The sequence below is a fragment of the Pseudomonas sp. MT3 genome (assembly GCF_054720805.1).
On the sequence record NZ_JBTVPY010000051.1, the window covers coordinates 1 to 1,104 of the forward strand.

Sequence of the window (1,104 nt, forward strand, 5' to 3'; positions counted from 1 at the left end):
CGATACGGCTGCTGGGTAGTCATCAGCGCGAAGGATATCCGAGCCAGTTTGCGTGCCAGGATGGTCAGTGCTTCCGTCTTCTTCAGGCCCCGTGCCAGGTAACTCTGGTAAAGATCGCGCCAGCGGTTGGTCCGGGCGGCAGACATTGCGGCGTTGTGCAGCAGGCGCCGTACCTCTGGATCTCCTTGCTTGGTCAGCTTGCGTTTGCCGCAGTAACGCCCCGACTCCTTGACCCGCACATCCAGCCCCAGAAAGGCGATGAACGCATCGCCGTTACGGAAGCTTCCGCGCAGGAAGGCCATATTCAGGGCCGCCGCGGTCAACGGGCCAATGCCTTCGATGGCCTGGCAGCGCTTGCTCTGCTCACCCAAACCAGCCTCGTGCAAGGCGGTATGAATGAGCCTCTCCAGACGCAGTTCCAGCGCCGCCATACGCCCGAGGACTGGCTTCAACGCCTGCCTCAGCTCGCGATCCTGGGCAAAGCTCTGACGCAGGGCTGTTGCGCTGCGGACCAGCATGGCACGCCGATGCAGCAGTTTCTGCAAGCGTCTGTAGGCCTTGCAGGGGGGCTGCCAAGGCTCTAGTTGCAGATGCTCGTGAGCCAGATAACGGGCCAGGAGCTGGGCGTCGCTGCGATCGTCCTTGTTGCGACCGCCAATTCCCTTGCGGTAGTTGCTCAGGCGATAGCCGTTGATGAGGTAGACCTGGTGCCCCTTGGCCTGTGCCAAGGTCGCCAGCGTCACGTGATAGCTGCCGGTAGCTTCGATGGCGATCGCACACGCCGCTGGCAGCTCCTTGAGCCAGGTCTTGATCGCACGCGCCTCGTTGGGCAGTTCGGCAACCTCGCCTGAATGGGCATGGCAGAGGCTCAGCGAGTCTTTGCCAACATCAATTCCGATGACCGGGGCTTGGCTTGTCATGGCGTACTCCGACGGGGAAGATGGAACAACCTGTCGGGGCTCACATCTGCGCAGGCTTGCCGGTATCGTCGGTTCGAGCGAGCTACTCGATATCCGATGGATTCCTTATCGGCGCTTGTCGTGAGCGCGTGGGTGGGAGAAGTCTCCTACCGTCTCTACTTGCAGAAGCGAGCTTTGTCCCTCC

General features: G+C 61.6%; 1 protein-coding gene. It reads right to left on the reverse strand.

Annotation, left to right across the window (positions count from 1 at the left end; all coding sequences use genetic code 11):
- Window positions 1-920: IS110 family RNA-guided transposase (locus ACYCAX_RS26540; protein WP_460249212.1), on the reverse strand; the 920-nt coding region annotated here is incomplete at its 3' end.
- Window positions 921-1,104 lie beyond the last annotated feature (184 nt).